The following is a 12,935-nucleotide window of genomic DNA, read 5'->3' as shown; positions in this document are numbered from 1 at the left end:
TAAATTTTTGCTAATCTATTCTTATTTTATGATTATTGCAAGCTTCAATCCCTGGGCAATTTTTTTCATCACATGGATCCATATGGATTGTTACATCGAGATTATCAATTTTTTCTTTCAGCCTATTCTCTATTAGTTGAGTTATTTTATGAGCTTCTTCTAATTTTAAATTTCTACATAAAGTTATATGCATATCTAAGAATTTGTTGTTGCCAGCTTGTCTTGTTCTAATCCGATGAGTGTCCAGATGGTATTTATCAAATTCTTTAAGTATATTTAAAATGTCCTCTTTTACTTCTGCTGGTATTTCAGCATCCAATAAATCCATACTTACTTTTATGTTTAGATTTATAGCAGAATAAATGATATAAAATGCAACTAAAATAGAAAGTATAGGATCAATAATTTGAAAATTTGTATATTTTATAATGATTAATGCAATCAAAATCCCCAAATTGCTTAATATATCCACTTTATAATGTAGAGCATCAGCTTCAATGATTGATGATTTAGTTTTTTTGGCTGCAATAGTTAAGTAAATTACTAATAGAGTAGTTGATAATAGAGAAATTATCATAATGTATATACCAGTATTTAGATCTGTGATTGCCTGTTTGTGTACAATTTTCAAGATACTTTTATAAAAAATAAAACCACCTGAAGCTAAAATTATTAAAGATTGAATATAAGTAGCCAGAGATTCAAATTTTGCATGTCCATAAGGGTGTTTTTCATCAGGTGGTTCATCAGCTTTTTTAATAGCTATATAGTTTATAGATGATGAGATTACATCTAAAATGGAATCAGCTGCAGAAGAAACAATTGCCATAGAGTTTACTAATATACCGAATATTACTTTGGTGCAGGCAAGGAAAAAGGCAACAGCTATTGCAATCTTAGGTGCGTTAGCTTTTTTCATTAGATTTTGACTCTTCTACATAATTTAGTTCTAAATTTGTTATTACAGAAGTTAGATGCTTTGCTTCATTTTCTGTTAAATTGTTTTTAGTTTTCTCTCGAAGCATCCTTAAAATATCGATATTCATTTTAGCAGCGTTAAGATCTTTTTCTATTTTTCCAGAGATAGGGTTACTTAATTTACCAAGAGCTATTAATGTATTTGTTTCAAAAGTGGCTACAAGAGAGAGAAATAATGTTTCAAAATAGCTTCTTTCATCCATTTTCCCCTCCCTTTTTATTAATTTTTCTAAAATCTATCCAAATATCAAACAACCCGATAAAACTTACAATTAAAGTAATAGGTGGTTCTAAAATAACAAAAAAATAGACTATATATTTTAAAAGTATTGGAAATTTTAGTTTTTTCAACCAGTATTCAATGATTTCAATCCCTTGTAAAAAGAAAAACATAAAGAAAATTATAAAAGTGTTATATGAAATAATTTTCGCAGTATATGAATTTGCTAAAATTAAAAAACCACCAATGACAAAAACTGGTATTATTTTAAAAGGTACAATTAAAGGTTTAACAGGTTCTTTTTTTATTTTTTGATAAAAACGCTTATTTAAATAAGTGATAAAAGTGATATAAGCAAAACTTAATCCAGGCATTATATATATAAATGTTGTTGCTATTTTATCTATATTGTTTTTAATTTTATCAAGATATAATAATTTGTCCACAGTGGCACTGGATTTAATCATCTCTAAATAGGATAAAAGATTTTGACTCATATTTGATATGAAAGCTTCTCTAATATCTTGAAAAAATAATAGCACCAATGAGGATATTAGCAATGATGGTAAACCAGCAGTAAATTCAGATTTATCTTTCAAGTATATAATAAAGATAACAGGGATAAGAACTGCTAAAAGGTAATAAACTAAAAAAGTTTTAAACATTAAACCATAAATAATTAAGGCAACGATTAATTCTATTTTAAGTTTGCTAGAAAGGTCGAAATAAAATAGTAAAAATAATGGAGATATCAAGCCCAGAAATAGTCCAAAGTAGGGGTTGTAAATGTTAAATGTAAATAAAGTAAAACTTAGAACTAAATGAAATATAGAGACCGTATTAATCATAGTCGTAAAAGAGAAGGGGGGAGCCCCCTTAAATAGTTACTTATTCAATGTAAATGGAATTAATGCCATTATCCTTGCAGTTTTGATAGCATCAGCTAATCTTCTTTGATGTTTTGCACAGGTACCTGTTAGTCTTCTAGGCATAATTTTTCCACGCTCAGTTATAAACTGCTTTAATAAGTTAGCATCTTTATAGTCAATATCTAAATTTTCTGTACAAAATTTACAAACTTTTTGTCTTTGAAATTTTTTTCTAACTACAGCCATTTATTTTCCTCCTTTAATTTTAAGTCTAAAAAGGGATGTCATCTTCATCAAAGTTGTCGTCGTTTAACTCATCAATTACATCTGTTGCATCAGCTAATTTTTCTTTTTTCCACACTAGCTGTATATTTTCTGCAACAACTTCGTGTTTACTTCTTCTTTGTCCATCTTGTTCCCAAGTTCTATAACTTAATCTGCCCTCTACAAGCACAGAAATCCCTTTTGCAATATATTCTCCAGCAAACTCAGCTAATTTCGAAAAAGCTACAATGTCTATAAAGCATGTTTCTTCTCTTAAATCATCCCCCTGTTTATACCTTCTATTTATAGCTAGCCCAAAGGTAGCCACAGGTGTCCCACTTCCAGGAATATATCTAACCTCAGGGTTTCTGGTGACATTGCCCAGTAAAATAACTTTATTTAAAAAACCCATTTTATTCCTCAGCGGTTTCTTGAGTTGTTTCTTCTGTTTTTGTTTCTTCTTTTTCTTCTTGAGCTGGCTTATTTCTTAATTTAAACTTTTTCCCATCAATTTTTACCACTATAAAACGAATTACATTTTCATTAATTCTAAATCTTCTTTCGAGTTCTTTAGGAAAATTAGGTTCAGCTTCAAAATTGAGAAGGAAGTAATAACCTTCACTAAATTTTTGGATTTTGTAAGCAAGGGTCTTTTTCCCCCAAGCTTCTTCATGCAGAATATTGCCACCATTTTTTTTGATAAGTTCTTTGAATGATTCAAACACCTTAGTGGCATCTTCTACAGAAAGATCAGGTTTTACGATAAAAAGTGTTTCGTATGGTCTCATTTTTCCTCCTTATGGTTTATTAGCCATGTGCCCTAAATGTCACATAGCAAGGTGTTTGAAGCTAATAACAGTTGTTATCTACTTTGTCAATAATTTCTTTGTCTTTGAAAAATTTCTTTACAGTAAAAGAACAATATATAGAATATATGGTTATGATAAAAGAGATCGAACTTATTAGTGATATTTCAGATGTTAGGATAGATGTCTACTTATCTTCTGTTTTAGAAAAGTCGAGAAATTATTGCTCCAAACTTATTAAGGAGGGTTTGGTATTAATTAATAATAATGTTGTAAAGCCTTCATATAAGATTGATTTAGGAGATGAAATTTTAGTCAAAATTCCACCTGAGGAAAAGCTGGATTTAAAGCCTGCTAATATTCCAATAGAAGTAGTGTTTGAAAATGAGTTTTATGTAGTTATAAATAAACCTGCAGGTCTTTGTGTCCATCCTGCTCCAGGTAATACTGACAACACTTTAGTGAATGCCTTGCTTTATCATTATAATATAAATGATGATAACGATGTTAGGCCTGGTATTGTTCATAGGCTGGATAAAGATACATCGGGACTAATTTTGATAGCGAAAAATAGAGATGTAAGGGAGAAATTATCAAATTTATTTAAAGATAGGCTCATAGAAAAAAAGTATTACGCTATCTGCTATGGAAACCCTAAACAAGATGAATTTATAGTAGAAAATAATATCGGAAGACACCCTGTAGATAGAAAGAAGATGGCAGTTGTTGAAAATGGAAGATATGCCAAAACTAAAATAACTGTTTTAAAAAGATACAACAAAATTTTCTTAGCAGATGTAAAAATTTTCACTGGTAGGACTCATCAGATAAGAGTTCATTGCTCATACTTGGGTTATCCTATTGTTGGGGATAGTGTTTATGGGAGTAAGTTAAGTAGTAAGATAAAGTTTGAGAGACAGGCGTTGCATGCTTATTTTTTGAGTTTTAAATGCCCTTTTACTGATGATCATAAAGTATTTGAGATCGATTTGCCAAAGGATATGATAAGTTTACTGGAGCAATTTAAAGACTAATAGTAGGTATAGAAAATTTCAATATTATTTTCTATTGAATTAAAACAATGTTTATTGTTGACACTTTTATAATCATGTGATAGATAAAGTGCATACTGTATACAAAATACAGAGGTGGGTTATGAGTCCTTATTTACCAATAGCAATAATGTTAATAATTTCAGCATTGATAGGAGTAATAACAATTACAGTTGGTGTTTTAGTAAGACCTAATAAGCCTGAAAAGGTTAAGCTGAGCGTTTATGAATGTGGTATGCCTGAATTTTCTGATGCAAGAAAAAGGTATAGTGTTAAGTTTTATATTGTAGCAATGCTTTTTGTTATTTTTGATGTTGAAACAGTTTTTCTTTTCCCATGGGCTGTTGCTTTTGATATGATAGGCTTGTTTGGGTTAATCGAGATGATAATTTTTATAATTATTTTAGTATTTGGTTATTTCTATGCTTGGAGAAAAGGAGCGTTAGAATGGGCTTAATCGAGCATAAGTTTTCGGACAATATTATTACAACAACTATTGATAGTGTAATTAATTGGGCAAGAAGGTCATCTATTTGGCCTGTAACTTTTGGTCTTGCTTGTTGTGCTATTGAGATGATGGCTGCTGGAGCATCTAAATATGACCTTGATAGGCTTGGGGTAATTTTTAGGGCTACTCCAAGGCAGGCTGATTTAATGATAGTGGCAGGTACAGTTACCAGAAAGATGGCTCCAGTGGTTAGAAAAGTTTATGATCAAATGCCAGAGCCAAAATGGGTTATTGCGATGGGTAGTTGTGCAACAAGTGGTGGTATTTTTAATACATATTCCACTGTTCAGGGGGTTGATGAAATAGTTCCAGTGGATTTTTATATACCTGGTTGTCCTCCAAGACCTGAGGCTTTACTGGATGCTATTGTTGCTCTACAAGAAAAGATTAAACATGATAAGATATTGAGAAAATGAGGTGTGGTATGGTTTTTGATGATATTGTAAAATATTTTTCAGAAAAGTATCCAGGTAAAGTTTCAGGGAAAGTAGAGTTTAAATGTAATTTTTTAACAGTTGACAAATCGATTTTTAAAGATGTTTTGAGGGAGTTAAAAGAGAAGTTTTCTTTTAAATATATTGTTGATATAGTGGCTACTCATTGGCCTAATCGTGATATGAAGTTTGATGTCGTATATAATATTTACTCAATTGAAAATAATATTAGAGTTTTTGTTAAGGTTATGATTCCTGATGAAAAGATAGAGACTGTTACTGATATATGGAAGGGTGCTAACTTCATGGAAAGGGAGCAGTATGACCTTGTAGGTGTTGTTTTTGAAGGTCATCCTGACTTAAGAAGGATATTATTGCCAGACTTTTTTGAAGGGCATCCACTCAGAAAAGATTTCCCTTTAAAAGAGCGTAAGTGGTTTAATAAGTTTGATGAGCAGAATTTAGGTATAAGGTTTACAAAGTAGGGGTTGGCTATGGAGAATGTAAAGATCAATGAATCAAAAGATTATTTAGGCGAAGTTATTACGGTAAACATGGGGCCTCAGCACCCTAGTACACATGGTGTTTTGAGGCTTGTTGTAGATTTAGATGGGGAAACTATTGTCGATGTGAGACCTGATATAGGTTTTTTGCATAGAGGTGTTGAAAAGCTTGCAGAAAATAGAACTTATCATCAGTTTATCCCTTTAACAGACAGATTAGATTATCTATCACCTTTATCAAACAACCTTGCATACTGTCTTGCAGTTGAGAAGTTTTTTGATGTGAAAATCCCAGAAAGAGCTGAGTATTTAAGGGTTATATTTGCAGAGTTAGCAAGGCTTGCTAGTCACTTGGTTTGGATTGCAACACACGCTTTAGATCTTGGCGCTATGACAGTCTTCCTTTATGCGTTTAGAGAAAGAGAAATGATTTTGGATATGTTTGAAATAGCTACTGGTCAAAGGATGACTAGCTCTTGGATTAGGATTGGGGGTATTAGAGAAGATGTGCCACCTGAGTTTTTTGATAGGTTAAGAGAGTTCGTTGAAATATTTGATGAAAGGGTTGATACATACGAAAGACTCTTAACAAAAAATAGAATTTGGCTAAAGCGTACCAAAGGTGTTGGTTATTTATCACCTGAAGATGCTCAAGATTATGGTGTAAGTGGTCCAATAATGAGAGGCTCAGGCATCCCATTTGATTTAAGAAAGGCTGAGCCTTACTCAATTTATGATAGATTCGATTTTGAAGTGGCTTGCTTTGATGGTTGTGATATCTATTCAAGATATCAGGTTCGTGTAAAAGAGATGAGAGAATCAAGAAAGATATTAGAACAGGCACTTGAGCAGATTCCAGAAGGTCCAGTAATGACTGATGACCCAAGAGTGGGGATGCCTTCACATCAAGAAGTTTATGAAAGAATGGAGGCTCTTATAAGAAGGTTTTACCTTATATCAAAAGGGTTTAGGACTCCTGAAGGTGAGACTTATGCATGTGTAGAGGCGCCTAAAGGGGAAGTTGGATTTTACATTGTGAGTGATGGTAAAGAGAAACCATATAGATTAAAAATAAGGGCAGCATCTTTTGTAAATCTTGGTGCGTTACCTGCTATGTCTAAGGGGCACATGATTGCAGATTTAGTTGGTATTATTGGTAGTATAGATATAGTTTTAGGCGAAATTGATAGATAGGGGAAGCCTATGGCTGAAAACATCATAGAAAAAAAAGAACAAGAAGAAGTAAAAGAGGAATTAGATTTAAGTGCAATTGATAAAATATGTGCTGAATATAAAGGGAAAAAGGGAGCCACTATCCCTGTGTTGCAGAAAGTACAAGATCACTATGGGTATTTGTCTAAAGAGATGGTAGATAGGATTGCAGAAAATCTTAACATGTCCCCGCATACTATTTATGGAGTTATTACTTTTTATGCTCAGTTTTATACAACACCAAGAGGTAAGTATGTTATTAGGGTTTGTAGAGGTACTGCATGCCATGTTAAGGGTTCTGGGCGTATATCTGAAGTGGTGACAGAGGAATTCGGTATTAGAGATGGTGAAACATCAAGCGATTTAAAATTTACCCTTGAAGAGGTTTCTTGCATTGGTGCTTGTGGTATGGCACCAGTTATTATGATAAATGATAAAACTTACGGTAGTTTAACCCCTGAAAAGGCCAGAGAGATTTTTAGGGAATATGCTAAAAAAGATGATTAGGGGTAGGATATGAGTACTCAAAATCTTGATAGAATAGAAGTTCATGTTTGTATGGGTACAGCTGGTGTGGCCTCAGGTGGTGCTGAGGTTATGTCAGCATTTGAAGAAGAGTTTAAAAAACATGGTCTTATTGGAGAAGTTAAAGAGAGAAATTGTAAAGTAAAAGCAACTGGATGTAGAGGGTTGTGTGCAAGGGATGTCTTGGTTGATATATACATTCCAGGTCAAGAAGTTGTTACTTATGAACATGTAACCTCAGAAATAGTTCCTACTATAGTTGAAGAGCATATTATTAAAGGTGAAGTAGTTAAGAAGTGGGCAGCTAAAAAAGATTATTATGACTTTTATAAATTTCAGAAAAGATATGTTTTAGAAGATTGTGGAAAAGTAGATCCAGAAGATATAGATGATTATATAGCTCATGGTGGTTATGAGGCAATCAAAAAAGTTTTAAAGGAAATGACACCAGAGGAAGTTATAGAAGAAGTTAAAAAATCAGGATTAAGAGGTAGAGGTGGCGGTGGTTTCCCTACTGGCTTGAAGTGGACATTTTGTAGAGCATCAAAAGGGGATTTGAAATATCTCATTTGTAATGCAGATGAGGGTGATCCTGGTGCTTTTATGGATAGAAGTATTATTGAGGGTAACCCACACGCTGTAATTGAAGGGATGTTGATTGCAGCTTATGCAATAGGTTGTAAAGAAGGTTATATTTACTGCCGTGCTGAGTATCCTCTTGCAATTAAAAGGGTTAAAAAAGCTTTAAAAGATGCTGAAGAAAGAGGTTTCTTGGGTAAAAATATATTAAGAACAGATTTTGAGTTTCACCTTCATCTAAAAGAAGGTGCTGGTGCATTTGTTTGTGGTGAAGAGACTGCACTAATTGCTTCCATCGAAGGACAAAGAGGTATGCCAAGACCAAGGCCTCCATTTCCAGCTGTTAAGGGGCTTTGGGGTAAACCATCTAATGTGAATAATGTGGAGACTTTTGCAAATTTACCATTGATAATAAAGAAAGGTGCTGATTGGTATGCATCCATAGGTACTGAGAAATCTAAAGGTACTAAAATCTTCGCATTAAGTGGTAAGGTTAAAAGTACAGGTCTTATAGAAGTACCAATGGGTGTTACAGTTAGACAGTTAGTATTTGATGTTGGTGGTGGTATCCCTAAAAGAAGAAAGATTAAAGCAGTTCAGCTTGGTGGACCATCTGGTGGTTGTTTGCCAGAAAGTTTGCTTGATACACCGATAGATTATGACTCGTTGATAGCTGCAGGTGCTATGATGGGTTCTGGTGGTGTAGTTGTAATGGATGAGACAAACTGCATGGTTAATGTTGCAAAATTCTTTTTAACTTTCACTCAGCGTGAGTCCTGTGGAAAATGTATCCCATGTAGGATTGGTACTAAAACCATGCTTGATATTTTAGAGAGGATTTGTGCAGGTGAAGGTAGAGAGGGTGATATAGAATTGTTGGAATCTTTAGCGATGGATATAAAAACTGCTTCACTTTGTGGTTTGGGCCAAACTGCGCCAAATCCAGTATTAACTACAATTAAATACTTTAGAGAAGAATATGAAACACATATTAAAGATAAAAAATGTCCAGCTAGGGAATGTCCAGAGTTAATCGAATTTGTTGTAGATGAAGATAGATGTAAAAAGTGTGGTATCTGCTTTAAGGTTTGCCCAGTGGGAGCAATAACTTGGGAGAAAGGTAAAGTTGCTTATATAGATAAAAGTAAATGTGTAAAATGTCGTGAATGTATAGTAAATTGTCCATTTAACGCTATAGACTAATAGTGAGGTTGGGATATGTTGACCGTTAAAATAGACGGAGTTGAAGTACAGGTAGAGCCAGGAACAACAATTTTAGAAGCAGCTGAAAAAGCAGGTGTGCACATACCCATCATGTGCCATCACAAAAATTTAAACCCTTTTGGTGCATGTCGTGTATGTCTTGTTGAAGTAAAGGGCAGTCCTAAACTAATGACTGCTTGTACCACTCCAGTTTCTGATAATATGGAAGTTATTACAAACAGTGAGAAATTACAGAATATAAGAAAAACATTGATTGAGTTGCTCCTTATAAATCATCCTTTGGATTGTCCAGTTTGCGATAAAGGTGGTGAATGTCTTTTACAGGATTTGACCTATGAGTTTGGTGTAGCAAAGGTTAGATTTGATGAAAAACCAAATAATAACCCTGTAGATCACACTAACCCATTTATCGAAAGGGATATAGACAGATGTGTTCTTTGTGGTAAATGTGTAAGAATTTGTGATGAAATCGTAAATGTAGAAGCAATCTCTTTTATAAATAGAGGGGTTGAAACATATATTGGAACAGCTTTTGATCAGCCATGGAATTGTGAATACTGTGGACAGTGTATGAGTGTTTGTCCAGTTGGTTCACTGAATAACAGGGTTTATCTATTTAAAAACAGGCCATGGAATCTTGAACATACAGAAACTATTTGTGGTTATTGTTCATGCGGGTGTACAGTTATAGTGGATCATGAGGATAATGAAGTCTACAGAATTAGAGAAGATGTAGAAAAAGGTGTTAATAAAGGGTTGCTATGTGCTAAAGGTAGGTTTGGTTATGAGCTTATTAACTCAACTGAAAGGCAGTTAAATCCTAAAGTTAAAGAAGCAGATGAATATAAGGATGTTGATTATGAAGGTGCTATCAACCATGTAGCTGATAAATTAAAATCAGTAGTTGAGAAATATGGTAGTGAAAGTATAGGAGTTATTGTTTCACCAAGGTTAACTAATGAAGAGGCATTTTTAGCTCAAAAGTTAGCTAGAGATGTTCTTAAAACAAATAATGTATATTCTTTAGAAACTGATTTAGTTTTACCAGATGCTACATATCAAGATGTGGAAGGCAGTGATTGCCTGTTAGTATTTAATATTGATATTACAGAATCAAATCCAGTATTGGGTTATTCGATTAGAGTAGCTGGTAGAAGAGAGGATTCTAATTTATATGTTTTTTACCCAAATGTTACACCACTAAAAAGGGTGGCAACAGAATTTTTTGTGTATAAACCATCAGATTTATATAATGAGGTTGAAAAGCTGATTAAGGCACTTGATGGTGAAGAAAATAATTATGCTGAAGTAGCTAAAAGATTAAAAGAGAGTGAAAAGCCAGTTTTAGTTTTTAACCCATACAACTTAAAAGATGTTGAAATTATAAAGGAGCTATCCTCTAAACTACCAAATGCAAAGATAGTGCCAGCAAAATCTAAAAATAATTCTCAAGGCATTGTTGATATGGGTTGTTTAAATGGTTTAAAACCTGGCTATGTGGATGCTGATAAAGGGGTAGATTTAAGAGAAGGGGTAGAGTCAGATAAAATAAAAGCTCTTTTAATATTTGGTGAAAATATTGCTGTTAGGTCAGAATATTATGACTTATTAAATATTTTAAATGATTTAGAACTTGTATTTGTTACAGATCCATTCTTTAGTGAAACTGCTGAATTATCAAATGTGTATATCCCTGTTGCTACATTTGCAGAAAAAGATGGTTCATTTACAAACTTTGAAGGTAGAGTTCAATCACTAAATAAAGCTGTCGATAAGGGTGTATTTACAGATAGAAAAATAATTGTAGATCTAATGAGTAGATTTGATGTTAAAGTAAATGATGACTTATTTTCAATTAGGAAGATGATTGAAGATGAAAATCCTATTTACAAAGGGGTAGACTGGAACGGGGGGATAGTTAAATACCCATATAGAATTAAAGAAAGGGTACAGGGAAGTTTTGAGATAAAAGGTGAAGGTGAGTATGAGTTATATCCAGCGTATTTGAGATTGCATAATGGTTCCTTTACAAGAAGATCTTATGATTTAAGTAAGGTATATGGAGAGCCTCTTCTTGAAATTAACCCTGAAGATGCTAAGAAACTTAATGTTAATGAAAATGATTTTGTTACCGTAAAAATAGGGAAAGAGTCTTTTAAATATAGAGTGACAATTGATAAGAAAATACCTGCAGGAACAGTTGCAATACCAAAAGATTTTAAAGAAACGGCTCCACTGTTTTTTGAAGGGGATTATTTAAAAGTAGAATTAATAAAACATTTATAAAAATATAGATGAGGTAGGGTATGTTAGTGGGGATAATTTTAACAGTAATTAAGATTCTGATTGTTATAACTGTTGTGCTTATAAGTGTTGCTTACATAACATGGGCTGAAAGAAAAGTAATTGGTCATATGCAGGTAAGGCTAGGACCTACACATGTTGGTTGGAAAGGTTTACTTCAGCCAATTGCTGATGGATTGAAGCTTTTAATGAAAGAAGATTTAGTTCCTGATATGGTTGATAAACCAGTTTTTATAATAGCTCCACTACTAAGTTTAATACCAGCGCTTAGTGCTTTTGCAGTAATCCCTTTTGCAGATAAGTTTGTTATTTTTGGAAAAGAAGTGCAGCCATATATAACAGATATCAATATCGGTTTATTATATATACTGGCATTATCCTCAGTTGGTACATACGGTATAATTATGTCAGGTTGGGCTTCAAACTCAAAATATGCCCTATTAGGTAGCTTGAGATCTTCTGCACAAGTAATCAGCTACGAGACCGCAATGGGGTTATCACTAATCGGACCAATTTTGCTTGCTGGGTCTTTATCACTTAGAGATATTACCATTGCTCAAAAAGGGCTTTGGTTTATAGTACCACAGTTTGTAGCATTTGTTGTTTATTTAATTTCAGCTATTGCTGAGACGAATAGAGCACCTTTTGACTTACCCGAAGCAGAAACAGAGCTTGTTGCAGGTTTTCATGTTGAATATTCAAGTATGAAATTTGCATTATTCTTTTTGGCAGAATATGCAAATATGTATGTGGTATCTTCAATAGCCACAATTGTATTTTTAGGTGGATGGAATGGCCCAATTTTACCAGGCTTTGTATGGTTTGTTATAAAAGTATTATTCTTTATGTTTTTATATCTGTGGCTTAGAGCAACATTGCCAAGGCTTAGATTCGATCAACTAATGTCTCTTGGTTGGAAAGTTCTTATACCGATTGCTTTAGCAAATATACTAGTAACATCAATAATTGTATACATAGTGAGATAGGGGTGAAAGATGGCTAAGAATAAAAATATTTTTGACTACATATTTTTTACAGAGATATTACAAGGGATGGGTGTTACCTTAAAACATATGTTTAAAAAACCTGTTACATATAAATACCCATTTGAGGCCACCCCTATTTTTGAAAGATTTCGTGGTGTTCATTACATGAAAACTGATGAAAACGGAAATCCTAAATGTGTTGGATGCTACTTGTGTGAAAGGGTTTGCCCATCCGAATGTATCTACATAGAAACAGATGCAGGGCCAAACGGTGAAAGATTGATAAGAAAATATGAAATAGAGTTAGATAGATGTATTTACTGTGGATTTTGTGAAGAAGCATGTCCAGTTGATGCGATTCACATGGGTAGAAGCTATGATGTTGTTAGACCTACAAGAGATGGGTACAGGGTTAATATGAGATTTCTTGTTGATAAATATAAAGAATATTTAAAGGATAAAGGAGAATAA

The 12,935-nt window shown here is 33.2% G+C and carries 16 protein-coding genes; 10 read left to right on the top strand and 6 right to left on the bottom strand.

Annotated features, from left to right (window positions below; all coding sequences use genetic code 11):
- Positions 1–10: 10 nt before the first annotated feature.
- From OWM07_RS03735 to rpsF, 6 genes are read right to left on the bottom strand one after another with little or no spacing between them, the layout of a single operon-like run.
- Positions 11–919, bottom strand: a complete 909-nt coding sequence (locus OWM07_RS03735; protein ID WP_423302331.1) for a cation diffusion facilitator family transporter — start codon at positions 917–919, stop codon at positions 11–13.
- Positions 906–1,181, bottom strand: a complete 276-nt coding sequence (locus OWM07_RS03730) for a DUF1844 domain-containing protein (RefSeq protein ID WP_423302330.1) — start codon at positions 1,179–1,181, stop codon at positions 906–908. Before OWM07_RS03730 ends, OWM07_RS03735 begins: the two co-directional genes overlap by 14 nt.
- Positions 1,174–2,046 (bottom strand): DUF2232 domain-containing protein, encoded by an 873-nt coding sequence (locus OWM07_RS03725; protein ID WP_423302329.1) that lies wholly within the window; start codon positions 2,044–2,046, stop codon positions 1,174–1,176. Before OWM07_RS03725 ends, OWM07_RS03730 begins: the two co-directional genes overlap by 8 nt.
- A gap of 36 nt (positions 2,047–2,082) precedes the next feature.
- Positions 2,083–2,313, bottom strand: coding sequence for a 30S ribosomal protein S18 (gene rpsR / locus OWM07_RS03720; RefSeq protein WP_423302328.1), 231 nt, complete (start codon positions 2,311–2,313; stop codon positions 2,083–2,085).
- Between the two features lie 25 nt (positions 2,314–2,338).
- Positions 2,339–2,743 (bottom strand): single-stranded DNA-binding protein, encoded by a 405-nt coding sequence (gene ssb / locus OWM07_RS03715; protein ID WP_423302327.1) that lies wholly within the window; start codon positions 2,741–2,743, stop codon positions 2,339–2,341.
- 1 nt (position 2,744) lies between these two features.
- Complete coding sequence (gene rpsF / locus OWM07_RS03710; RefSeq protein ID WP_423302325.1) at positions 2,745–3,119, bottom strand: 30S ribosomal protein S6; 375 nt, start codon at positions 3,117–3,119, stop codon at positions 2,745–2,747.
- A 146-nt stretch (positions 3,120–3,265) separates the two neighbouring features.
- Between rpsF and OWM07_RS03705 the strand changes: the two genes are divergently transcribed.
- The 10 genes from OWM07_RS03705 to nuoI all read left to right on the top strand — a co-directional run bounded on the left by OWM07_RS03705 (position 3,266) and on the right by nuoI (position 12,935).
- Positions 3,266–4,171, top strand: a complete 906-nt coding sequence (locus tag OWM07_RS03705; protein ID WP_423302494.1) for an RluA family pseudouridine synthase — start codon at positions 3,266–3,268, stop codon at positions 4,169–4,171.
- A gap of 121 nt (positions 4,172–4,292) precedes the next feature.
- Positions 4,293–4,646: an NADH-quinone oxidoreductase subunit A gene (locus tag OWM07_RS03700; RefSeq protein ID WP_423302323.1), complete on the top strand. Its 354-nt coding sequence runs from the start codon at positions 4,293–4,295 to the stop codon at positions 4,644–4,646.
- Entirely contained in the window at positions 4,637–5,113 is a 477-nt protein-coding gene (locus OWM07_RS03695; protein ID WP_423302321.1) for a NuoB/complex I 20 kDa subunit family protein, read from the top strand. The genes OWM07_RS03700 and OWM07_RS03695 overlap by 10 nt, the downstream gene beginning before the upstream one ends.
- 8 nt (positions 5,114–5,121) lie before the next feature.
- The gene (locus OWM07_RS03690; protein WP_423302320.1) at positions 5,122–5,616 is read left to right on the top strand and encodes an NADH-quinone oxidoreductase subunit C; all 495 of its coding nucleotides are present in this window, start codon (positions 5,122–5,124) and stop codon (positions 5,614–5,616) included.
- Positions 5,617–5,625: 9 nt separating this feature from the next.
- Positions 5,626–6,828, top strand: a complete 1,203-nt coding sequence (gene nuoD, locus OWM07_RS03685; protein ID WP_423302319.1) for an NADH dehydrogenase (quinone) subunit D — start codon at positions 5,626–5,628, stop codon at positions 6,826–6,828.
- A gap of 9 nt (positions 6,829–6,837) precedes the next feature.
- The gene (gene nuoE / locus OWM07_RS03680; RefSeq protein ID WP_423302318.1) at positions 6,838–7,353 is read left to right on the top strand and encodes an NADH-quinone oxidoreductase subunit NuoE; all 516 of its coding nucleotides are present in this window, start codon (positions 6,838–6,840) and stop codon (positions 7,351–7,353) included.
- Between the two features lie 9 nt (positions 7,354–7,362).
- Complete coding sequence (nuoF, locus tag OWM07_RS03675; protein WP_423302317.1) at positions 7,363–9,153, top strand: NADH-quinone oxidoreductase subunit NuoF; 1,791 nt, start codon at positions 7,363–7,365, stop codon at positions 9,151–9,153.
- Positions 9,154–9,168: 15 nt separating this feature from the next.
- Positions 9,169–11,460, top strand: a complete 2,292-nt coding sequence (locus OWM07_RS03670; RefSeq protein WP_423302316.1) for a molybdopterin-dependent oxidoreductase — start codon at positions 9,169–9,171, stop codon at positions 11,458–11,460.
- Between the two features lie 20 nt (positions 11,461–11,480).
- A complete protein-coding gene (gene nuoH, locus OWM07_RS03665) occupies positions 11,481–12,464 on the top strand; it encodes an NADH-quinone oxidoreductase subunit NuoH (protein WP_423302314.1) in 984 nt (327 codons plus the stop codon).
- A gap of 9 nt (positions 12,465–12,473) precedes the next feature.
- Positions 12,474–12,935, top strand: coding sequence for an NADH-quinone oxidoreductase subunit NuoI (gene nuoI, locus OWM07_RS03660; RefSeq protein ID WP_423302312.1), 462 nt, complete (start codon positions 12,474–12,476; stop codon positions 12,933–12,935).

The sequence above is a fragment of the Deferribacter thermophilus genome (assembly GCF_049472675.1).
In the GTDB taxonomy this organism is placed as follows: domain Bacteria; phylum Chrysiogenota; class Deferribacteres; order Deferribacterales; family Deferribacteraceae; genus Deferribacter; species Deferribacter thermophilus.
Note: the sequence above shows the minus strand (reverse complement) of the source record. Positions and strands in the feature narration are given on the sequence as shown.